Source organism: Xanthomonas euvesicatoria, from assembly GCF_013112235.1.
Classification (GTDB): domain Bacteria; phylum Pseudomonadota; class Gammaproteobacteria; order Xanthomonadales; family Xanthomonadaceae; genus Xanthomonas; species Xanthomonas euvesicatoria.
This window is the reverse complement of the sequence record NZ_JABFFS010000001.1, coordinates 3226328-3251566: the sequence shown is the minus strand read 5'-3', so window position 1 is coordinate 3251566 and position 25239 is coordinate 3226328. Positions and strand designations below refer to the sequence as shown.

Genomic DNA, 25239 nt, shown 5'->3' with positions numbered 1-25239 from the left:
GCACGCTTATTTACAACGATGACGTGACGAAGGCACGCGGTCACCGGGTTACCCGAAAGCCGCATCGCATTCGCAACGCTGCGTCACAGGCACTGCAGCGATGTGCCAGGATGCCGTCGCAACGGCGACCTGGCGCGGCGGTCAGGCGTCCAGGCGTTTGGACCCTGCTGCCAGACCGGCCTTCAGGCTGGCCTCGACGAATTCGTCCAGGTCACCGTCGAGCACCTTCTGCGTATCGCTGCGTTCGATGCCGGTGCGCAGGTCCTTGATGCGGCTCTGGTCGAGCACGTAATTGCGGATCTGGCTGCCCCAGCCGATGTCGGACTTGGTCGCTTCCAAGGCGTCCTTCTCGGCGTTGCGCTTCTGCACTTCCAGTTCGTACAACTTGGCGGCCAGCATCTTCATCGCGTTGTCGCGATTCTGGTGCTGGCTGCGACCGGTCTGGCAAGCGACCACGGTATTGGTCGGGATGTGCGTGATACGCACCGCCGATTCGGTCTTGTTGACGTGCTGACCACCGGCACCGGAGGAGCGATACACGTCGGTACGCAGGTCGGCCGGGTTGATGTCGATCTCGATGTTGTCGTCCACTTCCGGCGACACGAACACCGAGGTGAAGCTGGTGTGCCGGCGATTGTCCGAGTCGAACGGCGACTTGCGCACCAGCCGGTGCACGCCGATCTCGGTCTTCAACCAGCCGTAGGCGTATTCGCCCTCGATGCGCACGGTGGCCGACTTGATGCCCGCCACTTCGCCACCGGAGACTTCCATCAGCTCGGTTTTCCAGCCGCGCGATTCGGCCCAGCGCAGATACATGCGCAGCAGGATTTCGGCCCAGTCCTGCGCCTCGGTGCCGCCGGCGCCAGCCTGGATGTCGACGAACGCATTGGCGCTGTCCATCTGGCCGGAGAACATGCGCTGGAATTCCAGCTTTTCGACATGCGCCTGGTAGTTGTCCAGATCGGCGATCACCGCCAACGCAGTGTCTTCGTCCTGTTCGCTCTCGGCCAGCTCCAGCAGGTCGCCCGCATCGGCCAGGCCCGACAGCACATCGGCAATGCCGATCACGGTCTTTTCCAGCATCGACCGCTCGCGGCCCAGGGCCTGCGCGCGTTCGGCGTCGTTCCACACATCCGGGCTTTCGAGCTCCCGGCTGACTTCCTCTAGACGCTCTTTCTTGGCGTCGTAGTCAAAGATACCCCCTGAGCGAGAGCACGCGATCGTTGAGATCGGTGATGCGCTGGCGGATCGGATTGGTTTCGATCATGACGGACTTCCGGCAAAACAAGCAGGCTAGTTTAGCAAGCGGGCGGCGACGGCGGAACGCGGTGGAACCGTGGCCGCGCGCACTGCAATACCCGCCACACCCCAGGCGCCTGGCTGCCACGCGCGAACGCAGGTTCCGTCGATGGCCACCGTCGCGCGTCGGTGTCGCAGCAGCTGCGACCTGGCGGCGCCTGGGCCAGGGACGAAGTTGGGACCAGACGCTGGTCACCCCGGGCGCGCAGCAGGGGTTAGACCACCAGTGCGTCAGGTCTCGGAGCAGCAGCGCCCTGCCCGGCATGGGTCCGCAGACCTGCCAGGTGACTGCGACTGCACGGCAGCACGCTGGCATCGCGCAGATGGACGCGCGCGTCGCCGGAATCGGACGGCTCGATCGCCTGCACCTGCCCCAGATTGACCAGATAGCTGCGGTGGATGCGCACGAACACGGCCGGGTCCAGCTTCGCCTCGATTGCCGCCATGGTGCTGCGCAACGGGTAATCGTGACCGCGCACATGCAGGTTGACGTAGTTGCCCGAGGCCTGGATCCACTCGATATCGGCGGTCGCGACCAGGAAATCGCGTCCCAGCTTGCGCACCAGAAAACGCTCCGGGCGATCCAGCGGCTCCACTGGCGGGCCTTCGTCAGGTGCGGCGAGCAGGTGCGCCTCGCCCTGACGCCGCCGTGCGTACCAGGCCAGTGTGTGCTGCACCGCCACCAGCAGCGCAAAGGTGCGCAGGTCCTTGGACAGCTCGTAGACCCACTGCAGCCAGCCGCCGAAATCGTAGTGTGCGCCGGCCAGGGCATAGACCAGCATGCGCAGCACCACCATGCCGGCGACATGCAGCAGCCACCAGCCCAATGCAGCCATCACATACGCCGGCAGGCGTCGCACCCAGACATCGGCATGCAACGGCCAGCGTGCGCAGAGCCACACCACCGCCGGCAACAGCAGCAGCGCTGCGGTGGCGCTGCTCAGCTCCCAGCTCAGCACCTGCCACACCACGATGGGCTGGCCATCGCGGCGCGCGGCAAGCCAGGCGGTCCAGACGTTGCCCAGCGCGCTCAGATAGAACACCAGCGACCAGATCACCACCGCCCAGCGTGTGGCAGCGCGGCTGGCGCTGTCGTGGAGGATTGGCGGGCGCGTCCCGGTCGATTGCATTGCACACGTCCGCTGTTGGCAGCTGCCGATCATAGAGGCCTGCGCGGCAAGGCGAAACCGCCATCCCTGCCATCCCGATTCGTCCCCGGGTGGGCACGACTGGTCACTGTGGGCCCGGCTTTCCACCCCTGACACCACTGCTGGAGCGGGGCCGCGGGCAGGATGCATCCACTTCTTCACCAGCTACCGACCATGACCGAGCGCCGCCACGATATCGACGCCTTGCGCGTTTTCGCCTTCGCCCTGCTGATCCTCTACCACGTGGGCATGGCCTATGTGTCCGACTGGGGGTTCCACCTCAAGAGCGTGCACACGGCCGAGTGGCTGCAGTGGCCGATGATCGTGCTCAACCGGTGGCGCATGCCGTTGTTGTTCATGATCTCCGGCATTGCGATCGGGTTGTCGCAGCCGCAAGCCGCGCCGTGGCGCTTCGCGTTGCGTCGTTGCGGGCGGTTGCTGCCGCCCTTGCTGTTCGGCATGTTCGTGGTGGTGGCGGTGCAGGCCTACTGCCAGGGCGTGAGCAACGGCAAGGTCGCCACCGGCTTCGGCAGCTTCCTGCTGCGCTACTGGCAGGTGCGCCCATGGCCGGCCGGCAGCTTCGATGGCTGGGAACACGGCATCACCTGGAATCACCTGTGGTACCTGGCCTACCTGCTGCCCTACACGGTGGCCATGATGGCGCTGGTGTCGCTGGCCAGGCTGGTGCGGCTGCCGGCCTTACCGCCGCTTCCCGCCGCAGTGGTGGTGCCCGCCCTGCTGGTGTTGCCGATCCTGTGGGAAGCGTTCTGCGTGATGTGGGTGATGCCGCGCCATCCGCCGACCCATGCGTTGGTGGGCGACTGGTTCGTGCATGCCGAATCGTTCCCACTGTTCCTCTTGGGCTATCTGTTGGCACGCAGCGAACGCTTCTGGCAGCTGGCCGTGCAACTGCGCTGGCTCACCCTGGTCACTGCGGTGCTGGCCATTACCACAGAGTTGGGCATTCGTTATCTGGGCATGCACGTGCAGCCCGCGCAGCTGCCGCCGGCATTGGCCGCGCTGCCATGGGAAGGCCTGGAACACGCCGCACGCGCGGCCTATACCTGGCTGGCGCTGCTGACCCTGCTGGGCTGGGCCAAGCAGCGTTTGAACCGGCCGTTCCGCTGGCTGCCTTATTGCACCGAAGCGGTGTTTCCCTGGTACATCCTGCATCAGAGCCTGATCATCGTGGCGCTGTACTGGTTGATGCCGTTGCAGTTGAACGCCTGGCTGGAACCGGCGCTGGTGATCGCCGCCACGGTGATCGGCTGTCTGGCGCTGCATGAGTACGTGATCCGGCGGGTGCGTTGGTTGCGGCCGTTGTTCGGCTTGCGTGGGCGCACGCAGGCTGCGCCGCGCCGGCTCGGTGTTACGGCAGTCGCGTCGTAACACTCTCGCCAATCGCACGTTCGAGACGACGCCAAGCGACTGTCACAAACCTGGGCGGCGATCAGATCGCAGATCAGCCAGTGACGGTCACCGGCTCGCAATGCTCCACGATCAACTGCACCGCCGTGCCGCCGCGGTAGTCGTCGGCGACCAACCGATACGCCAGCCGCACCAAGCGCGCGGGGTCGCTGCCGCGCCAGCCGTTGAAGTGGATGGCATTGAGCGGCTCGGCGCGCCCGGGGCACCGCAGGGTCAACTTGAGGTGGCGGTCCTTGAGTACGCGGTGCTGCAGCACCTCGAACTGACCATCGAACAGCGGTTCTGGAAAGCCCTGCCCCCACGGACCGGCCACGCGCAGCGCTTCGGCATGCAGGTGATCGAGTTCGTGCGCGGCCAGTTCGCCGTCGCTGTGCAATTGGGCATGCAGCAGCGAGGCATCCACCATCGCCGTCACCTGCGCCAGGAAGGCCTGCTCGAACGTGGCCAATACCGCATGGTCGATACTCAACCCGGCCGCCATCGCATGGCCACCGAACTTCTGGATCAGCCCGGGATGCCGCGCGTCCACCGCCGCCAGCACATCGCGGATATGCAGGCCGGGAATCGAACGCGCCGAGCCACGCAACTGGCTGCTGCCCGGCTCGGCCGGTGCCAGGGCGATCACCGGGCGGTGCAGGCGGTCCTTGAGTTTGGAGGCCACCAGACCGATCACGCCCGGGTGCCAGTCGGCATCGAACAGGCACGCAGCCATCGGCAATGCACCATCGCCATCCAGCACCACCTTGGTGACGGCGTGCTCGGCATCGTCGGTCATCAACTGCTGCACCGCGCGGCGCTCGGCGTTGATCTCTTCCAGCGTGCCGGCGATCTCGCGGGCCTGGCTCCAGTCTTCACTGAGCAACAGTTCGATGCCCAGCGCCATGTCCTCGAGCCGACCGGCGGCATTGAGGCGCGGCCCGAGCGCAAACCCGATATCGCTGGCGCTCAGCCGCGCCACATCGCGGCCGCTGGCATCGATCAAGGCCCGCAATCCGATGCAGCCCTTGCCCTCACGCAGGCGACGCAATCCGGCCGACACCAGCGCACGGTTATTGGTGTCCAGCGGTACCAGATCGGCAACGGTACCGACTGCGACCAGATCCAGCAGCACCGACAAATCCGGCTCGGCGCGCCCGGCGAAGGCGCCGCGTTTGCGCAACACGCTGCGCAATGCGAGCAACACATAGAAGATCACCCCGACCCCGGCCAGGGTCTTGCTGGGGAAGGTGTCTTCGGCCAGGTTCGGGTCGACGATCGCATCGGCCGGCGGCAGCATCTCGCCCGGCAGGTGGTGGTCGGTGACCAGCACCGTCCAGCCGCGCGCCTTGGCTGCGGCCACGCCGGCGTGACAGGCGATGCCGTGATCGACGGTGACCAGCACATCCGGCTGCAACGCCGCCAGTTCGTCGACCAACGCAGGCGACATGCCATAGCCGTGCACCATGCGATTGGGCACGGCGTGGTGCACATCCAGCGCACCGAGCATGCGCAGGCCGCGCACACCGACGGCGCAGGCGGTGGCGCCATCGCAGTCGAAATCGCCCACCACCAGAATGCGCCGTTGCTGCGCGATCGCATCGGCCAGTAGCTCGGCGGCCACGCCGCTGTTGTGCAGCAATTCCGGCGACAACAACTGGCCCAGTCGCGGCTGCGCGCCTTGCGCATCGGTGACGCCACGCGCTGCATAGATGCGACGCAGCAGCGGCAACATGGTATCGGGCCAGCTGCCGGCCTGCCCGGAGGGGCGCCGGACGATCCGCGGAGGCGACGTCATTGCGCCAGCTGCACCCGCGGCTTGCGCCAGAAACGCCAGCGCTGCGCATGCGTGAGCGCTACGCTTTCGCCGTCCTGGAAGTCCAGCACCAGCCGATCCAGTTCGCCGCGCGCCATCGCCGCCAGCAGCGGCGCCACCGCATCGTCGCTGAACTGCTGCAGCGAACGCAGATGACGCAGATCCACCAGCGCATCGACGCGTTGTTCGCCCTGCGCATCGGCACCTGCCGCCAGCGCCAGCGCGCGCAGCAGCGATTCGCGACTGCGCACCTGGCGATGCGGCGAACTCACCGCGTGCGGCAGGACGCCGCCACCCCAGAACCACAGCGAATTGATGGCCGGCTTGCCGCTGGCGACGCGACCTTCATTCCAGGGATGTTGATGCAGCAGCACCTGCGCTTCGGTCAGCAAGGCCCGCCAGCGGCGCCCGCTGTCGCCGGCCGGCAGGTGCTCGAACAAGTCGTCGCCAATGGCGACATCGGGCGGTGCGAAGTCCGGCAACTTCGCATCCGGCGACAGGCGCAGATACCAACGCGAGGGCGTGGGCGCATCCAGCAGAAAGCCAGCATCGCCGAACATCGGCTTGAGGATGGGCAAGAGCACCGCCAGATCGTCGGCGGTGGGGCCGAGCGCCTCGCCGTAGCCCATCAGCCGCGCACCCTGCATGTCCGGCACCACATAGGCCGGATCCGCGCGCACCCAGGTGGCGCCGGCGGCATCGCCGGCATCCAGCTGGCGCGTCAACGCGGCCACTGGCCAGTGCGCCGGGGTCAGGCTGAAATGGCGCTGCAATTGCGCCACTTCGCCGGCATCGGCGCTGTGTCCGTCGGCGCGCGCAAGCGCACGCGCCACTGCCGTGTCGCCCAGGGTTCCGGGCAGGCGGCGTTTTTCCGGCAGCAGCAGCGTGGCGGTGGTCATCGCGCAGTGATGCCGGTCAGTCCAGGTAGGCGACGCTGACGACTTCGTACTCGCGCTGGCCGGCAGGCGCATCGATGGTGACCGAATCGCCTTCCAGCTTGCCGATCAGCGCGCGCGCCAGCGGCGAGGAGATCGCGATCAGGCCCATCTTGATGTCCGCCTCCAGATCACCAACGATCTGGTAGCGCTTCTCTTCGTCGGTTTCGGTATCGGCCAGCGTCACCGTGGCGCCGAACACGATCTTGGTGCCGGCCGACAACTTGGTGATATCGATGATTTCGGCATGCGAAAGCTCGCTTTCCAGCTGCTTGATGCGGCCTTCGATGAAGCTCTGCTGCTCGCGCGCAGCGTGGTATTCGGCATTTTCCTTCAGGTCGCCGTGCGCACGCGCTTCGGCGATCGCATTGATCACCTCCGGGCGCTTGACCGACTTCAAATGCTCCAGCTCTTCGCGCAGGCGCTGCGCGCCCTTCGATGTCATGGGTGCTCTCATGCTTCCAGCTCCTTGTGCAGTTCCTGCAGCGACCACACAGGGCCGGTGCCGCGGAATTCCAGCGATTGCACCAGCGCCTTGGCGCCGGCGACAGTGGTCGAATAGGTCACGCGATGCTGCAGCGCTTCGCGGCGGATCGAGAACGAATCCGAAATGGCAGCGCGACCTTCGGTGGTGTTGACGATGTAGACGATCTCGCCGTTCTTGATCGAATCGACGATGTGCGGGCGGCCTTCGGCCACCTTGTTGACGATTTCGCAGCTCAGCCCGTTCTGCTGCAGCCACGCACCGGTACCGCGCGTGGCCACCAGCGTGAAGCCACGCTCCACCAGCGCCTGCGCCACCGGCAGCACGCGCTGCTTGTCCGGGTCGCGCACCGAGACGAAGGCCTTGCCGACCGGCGGCGCCTTGATGCCACCGGCTTCCTGCGCGCGTGCGAACGCGGCGCTGAAGCTGCGGCCCACGCCCATCACCTCGCCGGTGGAACGCATCTCCGGCCCGAGGATCGGGTCCACACCCTGGAACTTGGCGAACGGGAAGATCGCTTCCTTCACCGAGTAATAGTCCGGCACGATTTCCTTGGTGGCGCCCTGCTCGGCCAGCGTCTTGCCGGCCATGCAACGTGCAGCGATCTTGGCCAGCGGCATGCCGATCGCCTTGGACACGAACGGCACCGTGCGCGAGGCACGCGGGTTCACTTCCAGCAGGTACACGATGTCGTCGCCCGCTTCGTTGACCTGCACCGCGAACTGGGTGTTCATCAGGCCGACCACGTTCAAGCCTTCGGCCAGCATCACCACCTGGCGACGCAGCTCGGCCTGGGTCTGCGGCGAGAGCGAATATGGCGGCAGCGAGCACGACGAATCGCCCGAATGCACGCCGGCCTCCTCGATGTGTTCCATCACCCCGCCGATCAGCACGTTGCCGTCCTTGTCGGCAATGATGTCCACGTCCACTTCCACCGCATTGTCCAGGAAGCGGTCCAGAAGCACCGGCGAATCGTTGGAGACCTTGACCGCATCGCGCACGTAGCGCGCCAGGTCGGACTCGCCGTAGACGATTTCCATCGCACGGCCGCCCAGCACGTAGCTCGGGCGCACCACCAGCGGGTAGCCGATTTCGCGTGCCAGCACCAAGGCTTCTTCGGCATTGCGGGCGATGCGGTTCGGCGGCTGCTTCAGGCCGAGCTTGTCGACCAACTGCTGGAAACGCTCGCGGTCTTCGGCCAGGTCGATCGAGTCCGGCGAGGTGCCGATCACCGGCACGCCGTTGGCTTCCAGCGCACGCGCCAGCTTCAGCGGAGTCTGGCCGCCGTACTGCACGATCACGCCCTTGGGTTTTTCCAGCTCGACGATTTCCAGCACGTCTTCCAGCGTCAGCGGCTCGAAGTACAGGCGGTCGGAGGTGTCGTAATCGGTGGAGACGGTTTCCGGATTGCAGTTGACCATGATGGTTTCGAAACCATCATCGCGCAGCGCCAGTGCCGCGTGCACGCAGCAGTAATCGAACTCGATGCCCTGGCCGATGCGGTTGGGGCCACCGCCGAGGATCATGATCTTGTCGCGACCGGTAGGCAGCGCCTCGCATTCGTTCTCGTAGGTCGAGTACAGATAGGCTGTGCTGGTGCCGAATTCGGCGGCGCAAGAATCCACGCGCTTGTAGACCGGGCGCACCTTCAGCGCGCGGCGCAACGTGCGCACCGATTCTTCGTTGCTGCCGATCAGCTGCGCCATGCGCGCATCGGAGAACCCGGCACGCTTGAGCATGCGCAGGCGCGGTGCATCCAGCGCCGCCATGCCGTCGTCGGCCAGCTGCTGTTCGTGGCTGATGATTTCTTCGATCTGGTCCAGGAACCAGGGGTCGATGAACGACAGCGCATACACATCGGCCACCGTCATGCCGGCACGGAACGCATCGGCCACGTAGAACAAACGCTCCGGGCCCGGTGCCTTGAGCTCGCGCTTGAGCGTGGCGATGTCGTCTTCGCTGCTCAGGTCCAGGCCGGTCGGGTCCAGGCCGATCTTGCCGGTTTCCAGGCCACGCAGCGCTTTCTGCAACGATTCCTGGAAGGTGCGGCCCATCGCCATCACCTCGCCCACCGACTTCATCTGCGTGGTCAGGCGCGCATCGGCCTGCGGGAATTTTTCGAACGCAAAGCGCGGAATCTTGGTGACCACGTAGTCGATCGATGGCTCGAACGAGGCCGGGGTCAGACCACCAGTGATCTCGTTCTTCAATTCGTCCAGCGTGTAGCCCACGGCCAGCTTGGCGGCGACCTTGGCGATCGGGAAGCCGGTGGCCTTGGAGGCCAGCGCCGAAGAACGCGACACGCGCGGGTTCATTTCGATGACGACCACGCGGCCGGTGGTCGGGCTGATGCCGAACTGCACGTTCGAGCCGCCGGTATCCACACCGATCTTGCGCAGCACCGCGATCGAGGCATCGCGCAGGCGCTGGTATTCCTTGTCGGTGAGCGTCTGCGCCGGCGCCACGGTGATCGAGTCGCCGGTGTGCACGCCCATCGGGTCCAGGTTTTCGATGGCGCACACGATGATGCAGTTGTCGGCGGTGTCGCGCACCACTTCCATCTCGAATTCCTTCCAACCCAGCACCGATTCTTCCACCAGCACTTCGGTGGTCGGCGACAGTTCCAGGCCGCGGCCAACGATCTCGATCAGCTCTTCGCGGTTGTAGGCGATGCCGCCGCCGCTACCGCCCAGGGTGAAGCTGGGGCGGATGATGGTCGGGTAACCGACGCGGGTCTGGATCTCCAGCGCTTCTTCCAGCGTGTGGGCAACCGCCGCCGTCGGGCAATCCAGCCCGATCTCGCCCATCGCCACGCGGAACAGCTCGCGGTCTTCGGCCATGCGGATCGCTTCGCGCTTGGCGCCGATCAGCTCGACGTTGTACTTCTCCAGCACGCCGTGGTCGGCCAGGTCCAGCGCGCAGTTCAGCGCGGTCTGCCCGCCCATGGTCGGCAGCAGGGCATCGGGCTTTTCCTTGGCGATGATCTTTTCGACCGTCTGCCAGTTGATCGGCTCGATATACACGGCGTCTGCCATGTTCGGGTCGGTCATGATGGTGGCCGGATTGCTGTTGACCAGCACCACGCGGTAACCCTCGTCGCGCAGCGCCTTGCACGCCTGCGCGCCGGAGTAGTCGAACTCGCAGGCCTGGCCGATGACGATCGGGCCGGCGCCGATGATGAGGATGGTTTTAAGGTCGGTGCGCTTTGGCATGGGGGTCCTCAGTAAAGTCGGTCCTGCCACGCCGTAGCGGCGAGCCAGGTAATTTGGTCGGGCGATCGGGCATCGATCGCGCCATGGTCGACCGCGGCGCGAACCTCTCGCTGCATCGCGGCCCAGCTGGGAGCGGCGGCGCCGATGCGCGCGCCAATCCCGTTGTTATGCGCATCCATCGCGCGGCTCGGCGTGCCAACGCCACCGCGTTCCATCACGGCAGTCACCCAATCCACGCAACGCGGGGACAAGCTGTAGGCGACGATGGCGCTCGCAAGGCTGTGTCGGTAGGCATCGGCCGGGCCGTTGCGCCCGCCGGGGAGGCCCGAACCCAGCCACTGCGAATACACCGCAATCAACACGAAGGCCGGATACGCGGACAGCGCCAGCATCGCCAACGCAAACACCCGCCAATGGCGTGTGCGCGGCAGCGAGGCCAGCCCCGTTTTCATCAGGCGCGTGCCGCCATCAGATCCACGAACCGATCGAACAACGGCCCCACATCGCGCGGTCCCGGCGAGGCTTCCGGGTGGCCCTGGAACGAGAACGCCGGTGCGTCGGTGAGCGCGATGCCCTGGTTGGTGCCGTCGAACAACGACCGATGGGTCACCCGCACATTGGCCGGCAAGGTGCTTTCATCCACTGCAAAACCGTGGTTCTGCGAGGTGATCATCACCCGGCCGCCGTCCAGATCCTGCACCGGGTGGTTGGCGCCGTGATGGCCGGTGCTCATCTTCAGCGTCTTGGCGCCGGCGGCCAGCGCCAGCAACTGATGGCCCAGGCAGATGCCGAAGGTCGGCACCTTCTGCGCGATCAATTCCTTGATCGCATCGATCGCGTAGTCGCACGGCTCCGGGTCGCCCGGGCCATTGGACAGGAACACGCCAGCGGGTTGCAGCGCCAGTACCTCAGCCACCGGCGTGCGCGCCGGCACCACCGTGACGTCGCAGCCGCGCTCGGCCAGCATGCGCAGGATGTTGAGCTTCACGCCGTAGTCGTAGGCCACGACCTTGTACTTGGCCGGCACGCTGACGAAGGCGTTGGCATCCAGATCCAGCTGGCCCTCGGTCCACAGGTAGGTCTTCTCGGTCGAGACCACCTTGGCCAGATCCATGCCTTTCAGGCCGGGGAACTTGCGCGCGGCTTCCAGTGCTTTTTCGACGTCGATCTCGCCGGCCATCAGCGCACCGTTCTGGGCGCCCTTCTGCCGCAGCAGGCGGGTGAGCTTGCGGGTGTCGATGCCGGAGATGGCGACTACACCGCGGGCCTGCAGCCATTCCGGCAAGGCCACCTGGCTGCGCCAGTTGCTGGGGCGGCGCGGCACATCGCGCACGATCAGGCCGGCGGCCCAGATCTTGCGGGCTTCGTCGTCCTGATCGGTGAAGCCCGTGTTGCCGATATGCGGATAGGTCAGCGTGACCATCTGGCGGGCGTAGGAGGGATCGGTCAGGACTTCCTGGTAGCCGGTCATGGCGGTGTTGAACACCACTTCACCGACGGAAAGCCCGTTGGCGCCTACGGATTCGCCCTCGAACACGGTGCCGTCTTCGAGGACAAGGATTGCGGGTTGGGTCACGTGGGGGTCTCGCTCTGGCTGCCTGGGACTCCGATGCGCTCCCGGCCAAATTCCGGTTGCAGCAAAGCGCGGACGCGGTGCTGGGGACCGGTCCGACGCTGGTTCGGGCAAGCGAGAATTGTAAAGGCAACTGCCCCGCCATGCCAGTCTGAAGAGCACCGGATGCAGTCGCGGCAGCAATGCCGAGGCATGAATAGGCCGCGGCGTGCGGCTACCGTTCATGCATGGCTGCAGGCGTGCTTACAGCACCAGATCGCGCACGCGGTAGCTGCCTGCCGGCTTGCCGATCAGCCGCTTGGCCGCATGCAAGGCACCGCGCGCGAAGATGTCGCGGTTGGTTGCGCGATGTACCAGCTCGACCCGCTCGCCCAGCCCGGTGAACTGCACGGTGTGTTCGCCGACGATGTCGCCGGCACGCAAGCTGACATAGCGCGGCTGCGCGCCGCTGCCGGTCGCCGCTTCGCCCAGCGTCAACGCGGTGCCGGAGGGCGCGTCCTGCTTGTGCACGTGATGCGCTTCGAGGATGTCGCAGTCCCAACCCGGCAAGGTGCCGGCCGCGCGCTCCACCAGCTCTGTCAGCACCGCAACGCCGAGACTGAAGTTGGAGGCCCACACCAGCGCGATCTGCTGGGCGGCATCGCGCAAGGCCGCACGCTGCGCCTCGTCGAGCCCGGTAGTACCGGACACCAACGGCTTGCCGCGCTGTGCGCACAACGCCAGGATCGGTGCGAAGCCCTGCGGCAGACTGAAATCGATGGCCACATCGAACGCAGGCGCGCCGCCGAGTTCGCTGGCAGCGAAGAACGGCACCCCATCGACCACGCGCGGGGAGGGCGAGCGGCCCACCACGGCGCCAACCACCTGCAAGCTCTGGTCTTCGGCAGCCAATCGCAGCAACGCCTTGCCCATCCGCCCGGAGGCCCCGTGGATCAGAACTTTCACAGCAGAGGTTGTCATGGCGGCGGCTGGCTTGGCGATGTGGGTGGTACACGATAGCCGGGATTGGGGATTTGCGATTAGCGAGTCGTCACCGCGGCGCCGCATTGCGCACGATGCGGCATTGCGTGGTGAGGCGACCGGTCGCCTTCGGGGTGGGCGACGAGGCCTGGCGAACGGCTCCTGGATGGGTGCTGAGAAGTAGAGAACCGCGGGAATGCAACCGGACTTTGCCCACTCCGCACCCGGCATGCACCCAACCATGTAGGCGGTGATGTCGGCCGCTCTACGCGTGGCTATCGCAACGTAGCGCGCCATCGTCACCCAGGCCTGGAATGCGCGGCGCAAGCGCATAACGGTGCTCTACTAGCCAAGGACGCAGCGACCACATCCGCCTGGCACTGCGCAGCAGCTTTGTCAGCCGCGCTTAGAGCGTTTTATGCGCCTTGCGGTGAGCGCGAAGCGTCCTGTGGCGCGTTAAGAAGGCGTGCGCCTTACCAAGGCTGGCCTCCTGGGCAAGGCGCGCAACGCGGCATCGGCGCGTCACAGGGCGCTTCCCGGAGGGTTGGCCGCCAGCGGCACGGAGCGCGCGCCGCGCGGCTTGCGTTGGCGCCAGCCAAGCCGGCGCCGCTCCGCATTTGCTCCGTGCCGCTGGCGGCCGACGCACCCCATCCCAACGTGCATAACGCGCTCTAATCGCCGACACCTTCCAGCCGCTTGCTCCAGCTTTCCACTTCGCTACGCTGCAGGCGGCGTTCGAAAAGCGTGCGCCAGGACGGCACGAGCGGCAGCTGCAATACCGCGGTGACAGCTGCAACATCGACCTGACGGGCGTACAGCACCTGCTGAAGACGCGACAGCGGCCAATCCGGATGCGGCCGCGCCTGCAGGGTCAGCAGGTCGCCGGCCGCGACGCTGCCCGGCTGCAGCACGCGGTAATACCAGCCGGTTCGGCCGGTCTCCTGTACACGGCGCGCCAGCTCGCGCACACCAAAACGGTCCGACAGCTTCCAGCACGGCTGTCGCAACTGCGACACCTCCACCACCGCCGTGCCCAAGGTGAAGCGATCGCCAAGACAGACATCGGCTTCGGTCACGCCCACACTGCTGAGGTTTTCGCCGAAGGCACCTGCCGCCTCCAGCAGCACGTGCGGACCAAGTTCGTCGCGCCAGGCGGCGTAGTGATCGCGCGGGTAATGATGGATGGCCTTGTCCGGCCCGCCATGCACGCGCCGGTCGCCCTGCTCGTCGCCCTCCAGGCCTTCGAGGCCGACCTGCACCGCTCCCTGCAGCGGACGTTTGTCGATCGCACTGCGGCTGCCAGGTCGAGTGAAGTCGCGCGCGCTGCCGATGGCGACGTGGTCGATCCTGATCGCGATCGGCGCACCCTGCTCTGCCGTCGCCATCGTCACGCACCCAGCCCTGGCAATTCGGCCAGCGCCTCGCGCAGCAACTCGCCCAGCACCTGGATGCCGGCATCGATCTTCTCGCCGGGCACGGTGACGAACGACAGACGCAGCGTATTGGTCTGCGGCAGGGTGGCGAAGAACGGCGCGCCGGGTACGAACGCGACATTGCGTGCGATGGCCCGCGCCAGCAACGCGGTCCCATCCAACCCTGGCGGCAAGGTCACCCACAAGAACATGCCGCCCTCCGGGCGATTCCACTGCACCTGCGACGGGAAGTGCCGGTCCAGCGCCTCCAGCATCAGGCTGCACTGGCGCGCGTACAGCGCACGGATCTGCGGAATATGGGTCTGGAGAAAATCGTCCTGCAGCGTCTGGTACACCACGCGCTGGGTAAACGATGGGGTATGCAGATCGGCCGCCTGCTTGGCCTGGATCAGCTTGCCCAACACCGCTTCGGGCGCCACCACGTAACCCAGTCGCAAACCCGGCGCGAGCACCTTGGAGAACGAGCCCATGTAGATGACGCCTTCGGGGTTCATCGACAACAGACTCGGCAACGGCTGCCCGCTGTAGTACAGCTCGCCGTACGGGTCGTCTTCGACAATCGGCACGCCTGTCTCGGCAGCACGCGCCACCAAGGCCTGGCGACGCGCCAGCGGCAAGCGCCGGCCGGTGGGATTCTGAAAATTCGGCAGGCAGTACAGAAAGCGCGCATCGGCCAGCAGCGCCGGATCCAGCGCATCCACCACCACACCGTCCTCGTCCGAGGGCATGCCAACGAAGGCGGGCTGGAACAACGAAAACGCCTGCAGCGCGCCCAGGTAGCTCGGCGTTTCCACCAACACCTTGCTGCCTTCGTCGATGAAGACCTTGCCGAGCAGGTCCAGGCCTTGTTGCGAGCCGGTGGTGATCAGCACCTGGCTGGGCCGGATGCTGGCGCCATCGCGACTCAGCCGCGCGGCCACCCATTCGCGCAGCGGCGCATAACCTTCGGTTGGGCCGTATTGCAAGGCCGCCTGCGGGGCGTCGCGCAGCACCCGGTCGCTGGCAGCGCGCATGCGCTCCACCGGAAAGGTGGCCGGCGACGGCAGGCCGCCAGCGAAGGAAATGACCTCCGGCCGTTCGGTCACCTTGAGGATTTCGCGAATCGCCGAACTGGTCAGCGCCTGCGCACGTCGGGAGATCTGGAAGGAAGTCGTCATGGCGCAAGCATAGCGAACGCCAGTGGTTGCGGCGCTGTGCAGTGCAGCGACGGAGCGCTGGCCGCTCGCCTGACCCGGCACGGAGCCGGGAGACCGGCAGCACGTCGCCGGCAATCGCCAGCCAACCGTGGAGCGCGCATTGCAACTGCCCTGTCTGCATCGCACAGGCCGCATCCAGCGACGACCGCGCCGCTGGGGCAAGCGCAGTCACTTGGTCAGCTGCGCTTATTGATACGCCGGGCCGACCCAGGCGGTGCCTTCGCTGTGGGCGATGAGCGTCTTCCAGCGCTTGCGGATCACCTTGTCGCGTGTGCGAAAGGTCATGCGCACGCCCGGCAGACCGAGCGTGGCACGCGTTTCGACCATCGCCGAATGTTCGTCTGCGGCGATATCGATCTTGGTGATGGACTGTTTGTAGTCGATCAGCTCTTCCGGATCGGCCACGTGGCTCATCTGCCGCAGCACCTGCGCCCATTCGCCGTTGGATTTGCAATATTTCTCGCGGTTGGCGGTCTGCCGCTGCTGATGGGAATCCATGCGGTACAGCACCACCATTTCGAATTCCGGCGCGGTCATTGCGCAGAGCGCCTCGCCGTCCTGGCTCAACATCGCCTTGTCGTGCGCGGCATAGAAATCGCGCACCTGCTTCTCGTCGAGCGCGTTGCCGCCATAGTTATAGAGACCCGCAACGGCGGCCAGCACCGCCAACAACACCAGCAAACGCATCACCGCCCCCTTGTCTGGCCGCGTCCTGCGGCCGCGCAAGTGTAGACCAGACGACGGGGGTCAATGGCTGCGGGGCGGTGTCGGGCCGCAGCTGTCGCAACCACCGCAGGCGGAGACGTTTTGGGCGGCAGGCGGTGCTACGCGACGCCCCAGTGCCTGCACCCATGCCGGCCGCCCGCTGCGCAGCAGCCCAAGCGCGAGCGCGCCACGCAGGCGACGCAGCACACCGGGAAACTGTTTCTTCATCACCACCCACAGGCTGACCAGCACTGCGATGGCGATCACCAGGTATTGCAGCGTAAGCGAAAGCGTCATCTCAGCCGGCCCCCAGCAGCACGGCCAGCTGGTAGGTCACCAGCGACGCCAGGTAGGCCAGCGCGAACAGGTACACCGCGCTGATGGTCATCTGCTTCCACGAGTTGGTTTCGCGCTTGATCGTGGCCAGCGTGGAGATGCACATCGGTGCGTAGATGTACCAGACCAGCAGCGACAGCGCGGTGGCCAGCGACCACCCGTCGCTGATCAACGGCGACAACGCCTGCGCTGCCGCGTCGTCGTCGGCAGCAGACAACGCGTACACCGTGGCCAGCGAGGCCACCGCCACTTCGCGTGCGGCCAGGCCGGGAATCAACGCGATGCAGATCTGCCAGTTGAAGCCCAGCGGTGCGAAGAACACTGCCATTGCGTGGCCGATACGACCGGCGAAGCTGTAGTCGATTGCCGGCAAGGTGGCATTGGCCGGCGCCTCGGGAAACGACAGCAGGAACCACAGCAGGATGGTCAGCGCCAGGATGATGCCGCCCACGCGCTTGAGGAAGATCCAAGCGCGCTCCCACAGCCCCAGCGCCAAGTCGCGTACCTGCGGCACGCGGTAGGACGGCAGCTCCAGCATCAACGGGTGCTCGCTCTTGTCGCGCCGCCATTTCTTCATCGTCCACGAGACCAGCAGCGCACTGACGATGGCCGCAGCGTACAGGCCGAACAGCACCAGTCCTTGCTGGTTGAAGATGCCCCACACGGTCTTCTGCGGAATGAAGGCGCCGATCAACAACGCATACACCGGCAACCGCGCCGAACACGTCATCAGCGGCGCGACCATGATGGTGGCGAGCCGGTCGCGCGGGTCCTGGATGCTGCGCGTGGACATGATGCCCGGCACCGCACAGGCAAAACTCGACAACAGCGGAATGAACGAGCGCCCCGACAAACCGGCCACCGACATCATGCGATCGAGCAGAAACGCCGCACGCGGCAGGTAGCCGGATTCTTCCAAGGCCAGGATGAAGGCGAACAGGATCAGGATCTGCGGCAGGAACACGATCACCCCGCCCAGCCCGGCGATGACGCCATCCTTGAGCAAGCTGTTGAGCGGACCTTCCGGCAACGTCGCGCCGACCCACTCGCCCAAGGCGGCGGTGCCGCCGTCGATCAGGTCCATGACCGGCGCAGCCCAGGCATAGACCGCCTGGAAGATCATGAACATCACCACCGCCAGCGTGACCAGGCCCCAGATCGGATGCAGCAGCCAGCGGTCCAGCGCATCGTCCACGCGCGAGGTGCGGGTGGGCATGGTCACCGCTGCGCCCAGGATCTGCCGCACCAGCGCGTGATAATTACCGTCGGCCGGCGGATTGGCGGCGGGCGCCGTCAGGCGTGCCGCCTGCGCGTCGAGCCGCTCGACCAGCACCTTGGCACCACCGCGCCGCACCGCCACCGTTTCGACCACCGGCACGCCGAGCGCCTGCTCCAGCGCCGGCAGGTCGATGACAATGCCGCGTCGCTGTGCGGCATCCATCATGTTCAGCGCCACGATCATCGGCCGGCCGAGCTCGCGCAGTTCCAACGCAAAGCGCAGATGCAGGCGCAGATTGGTCGCATCCATCACATAGACCAGCACGTCCGGCGCCGGCTCGCCCGGATAAAAGCCACGGCACAGGTCGCGGGTGATCGCCTCGTCCAGGCTCGCCGGTTGCAGGCTGTAGGCGCCGGGCAGATCCAGCACCGCAAAGTCGCGCCCGGACGGTGCGCGGAAGTGGCCTTCCTTACGCTCGACGGTGACGCCGGTGTAATTGGCCACTTTCTGCCGGCTGCCGGTCAGCTGGTTGAACAGTGCGGTCTTGCCGCTGTTGGGGTTGCCAACCAGCGCCAGACGCAGCGGAACGGTGGCCGCGCTCATGCCGATCCTCCCGCATGGCGCACCTGCACGCGCGCAGCCTCGCTGCGCCGCAGGGCAAAACGCGTATAGCCCACCTGCACCAACAACGGTTCGCGGCCGACCGGCCCGGTGGCCAGCACCGTGACTTCCTCGCCTGCGACAAACCCCAACTCCCGCAAGCGCCGGGCGATCGTGTCGTTGGGGAGACGATCCTCCACGGAGTCCACGATGGCGGCGCGATGCAAAGGCATGTCGGACAGCGTCACAAAGACGGCCTGATTGTTAGGAATGGTTCTCAATTCTAGCATCGACGCACCGCGTCATGGCTCCGGCGACCCGGCCCGCTATCATGGTTCGCATCCCATTCATGGACGTACGCAATGCAGGACACCGGCTTGATCGTCGAAGACCACGGAGCGGTTCGCACCTTACGATTGCATCGGCCCGCAGTACATAACGCCTTCGATGCGACGCTGATCGCGGCGTTGACCGATGCATTACGCGAGGCGGGCCGGGCGTCGCAGATCCGCGTCGTCGTGCTGACCGGTGATGGCGCGGCCTTTTCGGCCGGCGCAGACCTGAACTGGATGCGCGGCATGGCCAGCGCCAGCGAAGCCGAGAACGCCGCCGACGCACTGGCGCTGGCGCAGCTGATGCGCACCCTGGATGAACTGCCCAAGCCCACCATCGCGCGCGTCAACGGCGCTGCTTTCGGCGGCGGTGTCGGCCTGGTGGCGTGTTGCGATATCGCCATCGGTTGTACCGAGGCGCGCTTCGGCCTGACCGAAAGCAAGCTCGGCCTGCTGCCGGCGGTCATATCGCCCTATGTGGTTGCAGCGATCGGCGCGCGCCAGGCGCGGCGCTGGTTCGCAACCGCCGAGATCTTCGATGCCGGCACCGCGCAGTTGCTGGGTCTGCTGCACCAGCTGGTGGCCGCCGACCAGCTGGATATCGCAGTGGAACGCCAGGTTCGCCTGTTGCTGGCAGCGGCGCCGCTGGCCACCAGCAGCGCCAAGGCGCTGGTGCGCTCGGTGCTGCCAACTGCCGACCGCGATGCCATCGATGCCGCCAATGCGGCCTTGATTGCCCGTCTGCGCGTGTCGCCCGAAGGCCAGGAAGGCCTGGGTGCGTTTCTGGACAAGCGCAGCGCCGCGTGGATGCCAGAGAGCATGGCGTGAGCGCGATCGACCATATCGGCCTGGCCTGCAGCGACCTGCAAACCAGCACCGCGTTCTACCGGGCCGCGCTGGCGCCCCTGGGCATCACGCTGCTGGTGGAACTGACGGCCGCGCAAACCGGCGGCCGCGCGCATGCCGGCTTCGGCACCGAGCGCCCGTTTCTCTGGCTGGGCTCCCACGCGCAGGCGCCGGGCACCACCCATGTCGCGCTGACGGCGAGCGACCGCCACAGCGTGGATGCGTTTCATCGTGCTGCGCTGGCCGCCGGTGGCCGCGATCACGGCGCGCCCGGGCTGCGCCCGCATTACCACCCACACTATTACAGCGCCTTCGTGCTCGATCCCGATGGCCACAATTGCGAAGCGGTCTGCCACCTCCCCGCATGAGTCTCTTTCCGATGTCCCTGGTTTCCTTGTCCACGCATTCGGCCGCCACCACGCACGCAGTTGCGGCGATGCCTGCACGACGTCATGCGCGCTGCGATGTGAGCGCATGAGCGACTTCGTCCGCATTGTCGAAGTTGGCCCACGCGATGGCCTGCAAAACGAAGCGCAGCCGATCGCCACTGCCGACAAGATCGCGTTGATCGATCAACTCTCGGCCACCGGGCTGCGCACGATCGAAGCGACCAGCTTCGTCAGCCCGCGCTGGGTACCGCAGCTGGCCGACGCCGCCGAGGTGTTTGCCGGCATCGCGCAGGTGCCGGGCATCGCATATCCGGTGCTGGTGCCCAACCTGCAGGGCTACGAACGCGCACGCGCGGCCGGGGCGCAGGAAGTGGCGGTCTTCACCGCGGCGTCGGAGGCGTTTAATCGCACCAATACCAACGCCGGCATCGACGAATCGATCGAACGCTTTCGGCCGATCCTGCAGCAGGCCGCGCTCGATGGTGTGCGCGTGCGCGGCTACGTCTCCACCGTGCTGGGCTGCCCGTACCAGGGCGAAGTGCCGGTGGCCGATGTGGTCGATGTGGCGCAACGTCTGCACGCACTCGGCTGCTATGAAATCTCGCTGGGCGACACTATTGGCGTAGGCACGCCGGTCAAGGCGCGTCAGATGCTGGCCGCGGTGGCGCAGGCGGTGCCGATGCAGGCGTTGGCGGTGCATTTCCACGATACCTATGGGCAGGCGCTGGCCAATATCGCCGCATGCCTGGAGCAAGGCGTACGCGTGATCGATGCGGCCGTGTCCGGTGCGGGCGGCTGCCCGTATGCCAGGGGCGCCAGCGGCAACGTCGCCAGCGAAGACGTGGTGTACCTTTTGCAGGGGCTGGGCATGCCCACCGGCATCGACCTGCCTGCCCTGGCCCGCACCGGCCGCTGGCTGGCGCAGCTGCTCGGTCGCGACACCGGCAGCAAGGTCGGCAAGGCGTTGGCTGCCGCCGGCTGAGGTTTTCCTGCCCGCGCAATCGTGCATCACCGACCACCGCGATCACGCAGGGGCTTGGGCTAGAATTGCCGACCGCTCCGCCGATCGTTCGTTTGCCGCCAACACCGGCCACCAACGCTATTTTAGGGAACCACCGCATGCAGCCCTCTTCTGTTCTTGCCATCGTCACCGGCGGCGTTTCCGGCCTCGGCCTGGCGGTCGCACAGCGTCTGGTGGCCGACGGCGGCAAGGTCGCGTTGTTCGATGTCAACGCCGACAAGGCCGAGTCGGCGCTGGCGCTGCTCGGTGCCGGCAACGCGCATTACTTCGCCACCGATGTCACCGACGAAGCGCAGGTGGCCGCCAATGTGGCGCAGGCTGCACAGGCGCTGGGCGGGCTCAACCTGGTGGTGAATTGCGCCGGCATCCTGGGCGCCGGTCGCGTGCTGGGCAAGGAAGCGCCGATGCCGTTGGCCACCTTCCGCAACACCGTGCTGGTGAATCTGGTCGGCAGCTTCAACGTGGCCAAGGCCGCTGCCGATGTCATGCAACACAACACCGCCGGCGATGACGGCGAGCGCGGCGTGATCGTCAATACCGCCTCGGTGGCGGCATTCGAGGGCCAGATCGGCCAGGCAGCGTATGCGGCAAGCAAAGGCGGCGTGGTCGGCATGACCTTGCCGATGGCACGCGAACTGGCGCGCTTCGGTATCCGCGTGATGACGATCGCGCCGGGCGTGTTCTGGACCCCGATGGTCGACGGCATGCCCGAGGCCGTGCAGCAATCGCTGGCCGCCTCCGTCCCGTTCCCCTCGCGTCTGGGCCAGCCCGACGAATACGCCGACACCGTCGCCTTCATCCTGCGCAACCGCTACCTCAACGGCGAAGTGATTCGCCTGGACGGCGGCGTGCGGTTGGTACCCAAGTAGCGGGGATTGGGGAATCGGGAATGGGGAATCGTAACGGCGCCCTGCTCTCAGCACCCCGGCCCCGACTTTTTCGATTTCCCATTCCCTACTCCCGATTCCCATGAAAGCCAACGACATCAAGAAAGGCAACGTCGTCGAATACAACGGCGGCATTTACCAGATCCGCGACATCGAACGCAGCTCGCCGCAGGGCCGCGGCGGCAATGTGCGCTTTCGTTTCATCATGTACAGCGTGCCGGGCGGGGTGAAAACCGACGCCAGCTTCGATGCCGACGACAACCTGCCGGAAGTGGAGCTGCTGCGCCGGCAGTCCACGTTCTCGTACAAGGATGGCGAAGCGTTCGTGTTCATGGACGACGAAGACTTCACCCCGTACACGCTGGATGCGGACGTGATCGGCACCGACGCCGGCTACATCACCGATGGTCTGACCGGCATCTATGTGCAAGTGATCGACGACCAGCCGGTGGCCGTACAACTGCCGCAGACGGTGACGCTGGAAGTGGTGGAGACTCCGCCGGAATTGAAGGGTGGCACCGCCACCAAGCGGCCCAAGCCGGCCAAGCTCAACACCGGCATGGAAATCATGGTGCCCGAGTACATCACCAATGGCGAACGCGTGCTGGTCAACACCACCACGGGCGAATTTGCCGGTCGCGCCGACTGATGCGTCGCGTTGCTGTTGTCGTAGCCGTGGGTGTGCTGGCGGCCTGCAGCGTGCAACAAACACCGACGCAGGCCGCAACGCCTGCGCCGGTGGCCTGCACCGATCCCAAGGTGGAAGACGAATGGCTGCAGCATCCGGCAGGCCTGTGCGGCATGCCGGAGGATGTGCGCAAACTGGTCGACGACTACGACACCTGCGAGCACTTCGCCGGCGAAGAGCCGTATGACGCCGACCGCCGGCATGAAATCGAAGTGGCCGTGGCACAGTTCTGCACGCCGGCACCGGCACGCCTGGCCAAGTTGATGCGGCAGTACCGCAAGGATGCGCATGTCAGCCAATGGCTGCGCCAGTATTCCAAGCAAGCGGATCTGCAACCGGCCGGCTGAGATGCATCGGCTGATCTGGCAGCTGCGTGCCAGTGAGGTGGATTACTCCTGCTAGTGGCAGCGTCACCACAACTCACGGCTGAAGACTGCAGCCGTTCCGTTCTCGCCAAGAGAGGGTGGCGCGCCGCCCGCTCGATGAGGCGAGGCAATTCGGAGAATCCGGGCTGCCCCTGCCCTCACCCCAACCCTCTCCCAGCGGGAGAGGGGCCGGCACGCGTGCTATTGCACCTGCATAGGGATGCGCACCTCCGAGTGCGCTTTGTCGGCGGCGGCATCACCGCGCGCAAGCACGCGCAGGCGCGCGCGCAAACGCTCCACATTCGCTTCGCCCTGCTGCAATCCCGTGCGCACGTTGGCTGGCAATTGCTGGCGTCCAGCCAGCTGCAGCTGTTTCCAGCCATCGACCAACACCGCGCTTTCCTGCGCCACGCGCGCGCTCAGCTGTTGCTGCTCGTCCGCTTGTGGCAAGCCATACCCCGCGCTGCCCAACAGCACCGCCGGATGACTGAGTTGCGCCTGGCGCGCGAACAGCGCTTGCAGCTGTCCCTGCACCGCGTCGCGCGCGCCCATGCCCGGTTGCAACAGGCGCTTGAGCGCATCGCGCGCCAGCAATTCCTCTCGACGCAGGGCTGCCTGTTCCAGCAACAATGCCGCTGCAGTTTCGCGCAGACCACCGCGATCGAACCATTGCGCGCGCACCTCGGGCGCGGCGTCCAGCCACTGCGCGACGGTTGTTTGCGGCACTGCGATGCCACGCCGAAGGACGTCGAACATGGCCTGGTAATGCGCCGCCGCCGATTCGAAGTAATAGCCCTGGCGGATGGCTTGTGCAGGGTCGTCCAGCACCTGCAGATCGGCGATGCCGGCACGCTGCAATCGTTGCCGCAGACCGCGCGGCGTGATCGAGGACAAGTTCGCTGCAGCCAGACGCGGCACCCCGTCATGCAGCAACTTGTAGGTTTCCACCGCGCAGTTGTTGCCGATGAAGTAATAGCGCCCGTCGTAACTCCAATGCACCTGCGCGGCGCGCTCGAGCAGGGCCGCGACCTCGTCGGGCGTCAGGGCCAGCGGCACCGACGACAGGGCGCGCAATTCCACCTTGGTGTATTCGTCCACGACCTGGTTCAACGGCAGCACGAACAGCCGCGACGGGTACGAACCCGTGAGCCCGCGCCAGCTGGAAATCTGCACATCGCCCACGAACGCGCGGAACGACAGCACGCGGTGGTATTGCAGATCCAACCGGCATGCGGGGCCCGGCGCACGGCCGGGTGCGCAGATCACCAGGCGCAACATGCTATGGCCCCAGCGGCTCATCGGCTGCTCGTTACCCTCGGCAAGCAGATAGTCCACCGCGTACACGCGAGCCGGATCCAGCGTCAGCAACGACATCGCACCGGCGTCGTTGTCGGCCTGCAGGTACGGCAGCGCGGTCTCGCAGGGCGTAACACCCTGCGGCGGACCGATGCGTTGCGCAAACCAGGCCGCCAGCGCAGGGCGCCGGCAGGTGTAGTCGGCGTCCAGCACGTAATGCTCGAAATTGACCGCAACGAACTCGGCCGGGCTGCGGCGTTCGTATTCGTCTGGGCTGCGGTCGCTGAACCGATTGTCGCTGCGCCCCACCCGCCACGGCCGCACCTGCCAGCCGGCAAGGTCGCGCAGGCGCCGATCGCGCGACCACGCGCTGCGTGCGCCGCGATCGAACACATGCGCCAGTTCGTGTATGAGCGCTGCCATCGCCGCGCGCGTGGCAGTTGCGTTTTGTTCGGAACGTGCGTCGTCGGATTGCGCGCTCCACGCCTGCAGCAGCGCGCGATCGAGCAGGATGCGATTGCCGATTGCACGGCCGTGTACCTGCGCCGGCAGATCGGTGCGCCATTGCAGCTGGATCGGGGCGGTCATCCGCCGCGTCCAGCCCTGCGGCAATCGCCGTGCGACCGACTGCACCAGCGCGTTGCTTGCTTCGATCTCCGCCGCAGGCAAGTCCGAGCGAACCACCTCGACCAACAATTCAGCCTGCGCCTGCGGTGCGGCCAAGGCGGCCAGCAGCAGCCAGCCGCACCGCCGGCGCAGACTCACCGGGCCAGGATGGACTGCGCCAGCTCCAGGTCGCTGGCCAGCCGCGCCGCGTCGCTACGGCTGCGCAACTGCAGCAACGCCGCTTCCAGACGCGCACCGCGGATGACGCCGTCGCTGGCAACAAAACCGGCCGCATCTTCCCGGGCGTCGGCCACCACCTTGTCGTCGCCGGAGCTGCTGCCGGACGAATTGGACGAGCCAGCCGACGAGGCACCTGCCGAAGTACCGGCCAGGCTGGATGCGAACGCTGCCAGCGGCAGCAGCGTCAAAGCGCAGAACACGAGGGAGCGCATCATGGGCTGATCGATTCCGTGTGAAGGTGCGGGAAGA

Annotated in this window: 24 protein-coding genes; 7 read left to right on the top strand and 17 right to left on the bottom strand. The window is 66.3% G+C overall.

All coding sequences use genetic code 11. The annotated features are described in order from the left end of the window. Positions 1 to 141: 141 nt before the first annotated feature. Positions 142 to 1267 (bottom strand): peptide chain release factor 2 gene (gene prfB, locus HLH45_RS14110; RefSeq protein ID WP_104613799.1). Its coding sequence is split into 2 segments (ribosomal slippage): positions 142 to 1191 and positions 1193 to 1267, totalling 1125 coding nucleotides; the frame shifts between segments, so codons are not numbered across the junction. 247 nt (positions 1268 to 1514) lie between these two features. Further along, the gene (locus tag HLH45_RS14105) at positions 1515 to 2462 is read right to left on the bottom strand and encodes a LytTR family DNA-binding domain-containing protein (protein WP_033478479.1); all 948 of its coding nucleotides are present in this window, start codon (positions 2460 to 2462) and stop codon (positions 1515 to 1517) included. A gap of 159 nt (positions 2463 to 2621) precedes the next feature. Here HLH45_RS14105 and HLH45_RS14100 point away from each other — a divergent pair, with 159 nt between their 5' ends. After that, complete coding sequence (locus HLH45_RS14100; RefSeq protein ID WP_008571482.1) at positions 2622 to 3836, top strand: acyltransferase family protein; 1215 nt, start codon at positions 2622 to 2624, stop codon at positions 3834 to 3836. A gap of 73 nt (positions 3837 to 3909) precedes the next feature. Here HLH45_RS14100 and recJ read toward each other — a convergent pair whose 3' ends face one another. The 13 genes from recJ to HLH45_RS14035 all read right to left on the bottom strand — a co-directional run bounded on the left by recJ (position 3910) and on the right by HLH45_RS14035 (position 18568). Next, positions 3910 to 5649, bottom strand: a complete 1740-nt coding sequence (gene recJ / locus HLH45_RS14095) for a single-stranded-DNA-specific exonuclease RecJ (protein ID WP_008571481.1) — start codon at positions 5647 to 5649, stop codon at positions 3910 to 3912. Then, positions 5646 to 6566, bottom strand: coding sequence for a hypothetical protein (locus HLH45_RS14090; RefSeq protein WP_008571480.1), 921 nt, complete (start codon positions 6564 to 6566; stop codon positions 5646 to 5648). The genes recJ and HLH45_RS14090 overlap by 4 nt, the downstream gene beginning before the upstream one ends. A 16-nt stretch (positions 6567 to 6582) precedes the next feature. Beyond that, positions 6583 to 7047 carry a transcription elongation factor GreA gene (gene greA, locus HLH45_RS14085; RefSeq protein ID WP_003486289.1) on the bottom strand — a complete coding sequence of 155 codons (465 nt, stop codon included), beginning with the start codon at positions 7045 to 7047 and terminating at the stop codon, positions 6583 to 6585. Positions 7048 to 7055: 8 nt separating this feature from the next. Beyond that, positions 7056 to 10298, bottom strand: coding sequence for a carbamoyl-phosphate synthase large subunit (gene carB, locus HLH45_RS14080; protein WP_008571478.1), 3243 nt, complete (start codon positions 10296 to 10298; stop codon positions 7056 to 7058). Positions 10299 to 10306: 8 nt separating this feature from the next. After that, positions 10307 to 10750, bottom strand: a complete 444-nt coding sequence (locus tag HLH45_RS14075) for a hypothetical protein (protein WP_008571477.1) — start codon at positions 10748 to 10750, stop codon at positions 10307 to 10309. Further along, a complete protein-coding gene (carA, locus tag HLH45_RS14070) occupies positions 10750 to 11874 on the bottom strand; it encodes a glutamine-hydrolyzing carbamoyl-phosphate synthase small subunit (RefSeq protein ID WP_008571476.1) in 1125 nt (374 codons plus the stop codon). The genes HLH45_RS14075 and carA overlap by 1 nt, the downstream gene beginning before the upstream one ends. Before the next feature lie 240 nt (positions 11875 to 12114). After that, positions 12115 to 12831, bottom strand: coding sequence for a 4-hydroxy-tetrahydrodipicolinate reductase (gene dapB / locus HLH45_RS14065; RefSeq protein WP_033478478.1), 717 nt, complete (start codon positions 12829 to 12831; stop codon positions 12115 to 12117). 671 nt (positions 12832 to 13502) lie between these two features. Continuing rightward, the gene (locus HLH45_RS14060; protein WP_033478477.1) at positions 13503 to 14222 is read right to left on the bottom strand and encodes an MOSC domain-containing protein; all 720 of its coding nucleotides are present in this window, start codon (positions 14220 to 14222) and stop codon (positions 13503 to 13505) included. Then, positions 14219 to 15421 (bottom strand): aminotransferase-like domain-containing protein, encoded by a 1203-nt coding sequence (locus HLH45_RS14055; protein ID WP_008571473.1) that lies wholly within the window; start codon positions 15419 to 15421, stop codon positions 14219 to 14221. Before HLH45_RS14055 ends, HLH45_RS14060 begins: the two co-directional genes overlap by 4 nt. Positions 15422 to 15646: 225 nt before the next feature. Continuing rightward, a complete protein-coding gene (locus tag HLH45_RS14050) occupies positions 15647 to 16147 on the bottom strand; it encodes a hypothetical protein (RefSeq protein WP_008571472.1) in 501 nt (166 codons plus the stop codon). A 60-nt stretch (positions 16148 to 16207) separates the two neighbouring features. Next, complete coding sequence (locus HLH45_RS14045) at positions 16208 to 16462, bottom strand: DUF6587 family protein (RefSeq protein WP_008571471.1); 255 nt, start codon at positions 16460 to 16462, stop codon at positions 16208 to 16210. 1 nt (position 16463) lies between these two features. After that, entirely contained in the window at positions 16464 to 18323 is a 1860-nt protein-coding gene (feoB, locus tag HLH45_RS14040; RefSeq protein ID WP_031422431.1) for a ferrous iron transporter B, read from the bottom strand. After that, entirely contained in the window at positions 18320 to 18568 is a 249-nt protein-coding gene (locus tag HLH45_RS14035) for a FeoA family protein (RefSeq protein WP_003486267.1), read from the bottom strand. The genes feoB and HLH45_RS14035 overlap by 4 nt, the downstream gene beginning before the upstream one ends. A 114-nt stretch (positions 18569 to 18682) precedes the next feature. Between HLH45_RS14035 and HLH45_RS14030 the strand changes: the two genes are divergently transcribed. The 6 genes from HLH45_RS14030 (at position 18683) to HLH45_RS14005 (ending at position 22830) form a co-directional block, all read left to right on the top strand. Continuing rightward, positions 18683 to 19480: an enoyl-CoA hydratase-related protein gene (locus tag HLH45_RS14030; protein WP_008571468.1), complete on the top strand. Its 798-nt coding sequence runs from the start codon at positions 18683 to 18685 to the stop codon at positions 19478 to 19480. Next, positions 19477 to 19866, top strand: a complete 390-nt coding sequence (locus HLH45_RS14025) for a VOC family protein (RefSeq protein WP_008571467.1) — start codon at positions 19477 to 19479, stop codon at positions 19864 to 19866. Before HLH45_RS14030 ends, HLH45_RS14025 begins: the two co-directional genes overlap by 4 nt. Before the next feature lie 106 nt (positions 19867 to 19972). Continuing rightward, positions 19973 to 20869 carry a hydroxymethylglutaryl-CoA lyase gene (locus HLH45_RS14020; RefSeq protein WP_008571466.1) on the top strand — a complete coding sequence of 299 codons (897 nt, stop codon included), beginning with the start codon at positions 19973 to 19975 and terminating at the stop codon, positions 20867 to 20869. A gap of 137 nt (positions 20870 to 21006) precedes the next feature. Then, complete coding sequence (locus HLH45_RS14015) at positions 21007 to 21777, top strand: SDR family NAD(P)-dependent oxidoreductase (protein WP_008571465.1); 771 nt, start codon at positions 21007 to 21009, stop codon at positions 21775 to 21777. A 100-nt stretch (positions 21778 to 21877) separates the two neighbouring features. Then, positions 21878 to 22444, top strand: coding sequence for an elongation factor P-like protein YeiP (gene yeiP, locus HLH45_RS14010; RefSeq protein ID WP_008571463.1), 567 nt, complete (start codon positions 21878 to 21880; stop codon positions 22442 to 22444). Beyond that, positions 22444 to 22830 (top strand): hypothetical protein, encoded by a 387-nt coding sequence (locus tag HLH45_RS14005; RefSeq protein ID WP_033478476.1) that lies wholly within the window; start codon positions 22444 to 22446, stop codon positions 22828 to 22830. Before yeiP ends, HLH45_RS14005 begins: the two co-directional genes overlap by 1 nt. A 219-nt stretch (positions 22831 to 23049) precedes the next feature. Here the strand turns inward: HLH45_RS14005 and HLH45_RS14000 are convergent, their stop codons facing one another. Both HLH45_RS14000 and HLH45_RS13995 read right to left on the bottom strand, forming a co-directional pair. Next, on the bottom strand, positions 23050 to 24909 hold the full coding sequence (locus HLH45_RS14000) for a DUF7844 domain-containing protein (RefSeq protein ID WP_008571461.1): 1860 nt from the start codon (positions 24907 to 24909) through the stop codon (positions 23050 to 23052). Next, the gene (locus HLH45_RS13995; RefSeq protein ID WP_008571460.1) at positions 24906 to 25205 is read right to left on the bottom strand and encodes a DUF2388 domain-containing protein; all 300 of its coding nucleotides are present in this window, start codon (positions 25203 to 25205) and stop codon (positions 24906 to 24908) included. The genes HLH45_RS14000 and HLH45_RS13995 overlap by 4 nt, the downstream gene beginning before the upstream one ends. Between the last annotated feature and the right edge of the window lie 34 nt (positions 25206 to 25239).

Excerpts from the sequence above, each read along its gene's own strand:
- HLH45_RS14105 (WP_033478479.1), bottom strand. The coding sequence starts at position 2,462 with ATGATCGGCAGCTGCCAACAGCGGACGTGTGCAATGCAATCGACCGGG.
- HLH45_RS14100 (WP_008571482.1), top strand. The coding sequence starts at position 2,622 with ATGACCGAGCGCCGCCACGATATCGACGCCTTGCGCGTTTTCGCCTTC.
- recJ (WP_008571481.1), bottom strand. The coding sequence starts at position 5,649 with ATGACGTCGCCTCCGCGGATCGTCCGGCGCCCCTCCGGGCAGGCCGGC.
- HLH45_RS14090 (WP_008571480.1), bottom strand. The coding sequence starts at position 6,566 with ATGACCACCGCCACGCTGCTGCTGCCGGAAAAACGCCGCCTGCCCGGA.
- greA (WP_003486289.1), bottom strand. The coding sequence starts at position 7,047 with ATGACATCGAAGGGCGCGCAGCGCCTGCGCGAAGAGCTGGAGCATTTG.
- carB (WP_008571478.1), bottom strand. The coding sequence starts at position 10,298 with ATGCCAAAGCGCACCGACCTTAAAACCATCCTCATCATCGGCGCCGGC.
- HLH45_RS14075 (WP_008571477.1), bottom strand. The coding sequence starts at position 10,750 with ATGAAAACGGGGCTGGCCTCGCTGCCGCGCACACGCCATTGGCGGGTG.
- dapB (WP_033478478.1), bottom strand. The coding sequence starts at position 12,831 with ATGACAACCTCTGCTGTGAAAGTTCTGATCCACGGGGCCTCCGGGCGG.
- HLH45_RS14055 (WP_008571473.1), bottom strand. The coding sequence starts at position 15,421 with ATGACGACTTCCTTCCAGATCTCCCGACGTGCGCAGGCGCTGACCAGT.
- HLH45_RS14050 (WP_008571472.1), bottom strand. The coding sequence starts at position 16,147 with ATGCGTTTGCTGGTGTTGTTGGCGGTGCTGGCCGCCGTTGCGGGTCTC.
- HLH45_RS14045 (WP_008571471.1), bottom strand. The coding sequence starts at position 16,462 with ATGACGCTTTCGCTTACGCTGCAATACCTGGTGATCGCCATCGCAGTG.
- feoB (WP_031422431.1), bottom strand. The coding sequence starts at position 18,323 with ATGAGCGCGGCCACCGTTCCGCTGCGTCTGGCGCTGGTTGGCAACCCC.
- HLH45_RS14030 (WP_008571468.1), top strand. The coding sequence starts at position 18,683 with ATGCAGGACACCGGCTTGATCGTCGAAGACCACGGAGCGGTTCGCACC.
- HLH45_RS14020 (WP_008571466.1), top strand. The coding sequence starts at position 19,973 with ATGAGCGACTTCGTCCGCATTGTCGAAGTTGGCCCACGCGATGGCCTG.
- HLH45_RS14015 (WP_008571465.1), top strand. The coding sequence starts at position 21,007 with ATGCAGCCCTCTTCTGTTCTTGCCATCGTCACCGGCGGCGTTTCCGGC.
- yeiP (WP_008571463.1), top strand. The coding sequence starts at position 21,878 with ATGAAAGCCAACGACATCAAGAAAGGCAACGTCGTCGAATACAACGGC.
- HLH45_RS14005 (WP_033478476.1), top strand. The coding sequence starts at position 22,444 with ATGCGTCGCGTTGCTGTTGTCGTAGCCGTGGGTGTGCTGGCGGCCTGC.
- HLH45_RS13995 (WP_008571460.1), bottom strand. The coding sequence starts at position 25,205 with ATGATGCGCTCCCTCGTGTTCTGCGCTTTGACGCTGCTGCCGCTGGCA.